At 55.3% G+C, this 779-nt stretch carries 1 rRNA gene; it reads right to left on the reverse strand.

Annotation, left to right across the window (positions count from 1 at the left end):
- Positions 1-757, reverse strand: a 23S ribosomal RNA gene (locus ACLQ3C_RS21430); the annotation flags it as partial.
- Positions 758-779 lie beyond the last annotated feature (22 nt).

A 779-nucleotide genomic window follows, 5' to 3' on the forward strand; every position in this document is an offset into this window, starting at 1 on the left:
CACGCCCTATTCAGACTCGCTTTCGCTACGGCTACCCCACACGGGTTAACCTCGCCACCGAGCACTAACTCGCAGGCTCATTCTTCAAAAGGCACGCCATCACCCGCAACTCACCAAAGAGTCCACAAGCTTTGACGGATTGTAAGCGTCCGGTTTCAGGTACTATTTCACTCCCCTCCCGGGGTACTTTTCACCTTTCCCTCACGGTACTAGTCCGCTATCGGTCACCAGGAAGTATTCAGGCTTACCGGGTGGTCCCGGCAGATTCACAGCAGATTCCACGAGCCCGCTGCTACTTGGGGACACCATCACGCAAGACCACACGCTTTCAGCTACCGGACTCTCACCGTCTACGGCAGACCATTCCAGGCCACTTCACCTAGCATGCAGCTTTATCACTCACGCCTCCACAGGTAGATGGAAGAAGACAGACCCCACAACACCACACACACAACCCCTACCCGGTATCACATGCGCATGGTTTAGCCATCCTCCGCTTTCGCTCGCCACTACTCACGGAATCACTATTGTTTTCTCTTCCTATGGGTACTGAGATGTTTCACTTCCCCACGTTCCCCCCACACAGCCTATACATTCAGCTGGTGGTAACACGACATCACTCGTGCTGGGTTTCCCCATTCGGACACCCTCGGATCACAGCTCGTTTGACAACTCCCCGAGGACTATCGCGGCCTACCACGTCCTTCATCGGCTCCTGGTGCCAAGGCATCCACCGAACGCCCTAAAACACTTACAACAACACCTACTCCCACGGGGGG

Source organism: Gordonia sp. DT30 (assembly GCF_049844915.1).
In the GTDB taxonomy this organism is placed as follows: domain Bacteria; phylum Actinomycetota; class Actinomycetes; order Mycobacteriales; family Mycobacteriaceae; genus Gordonia.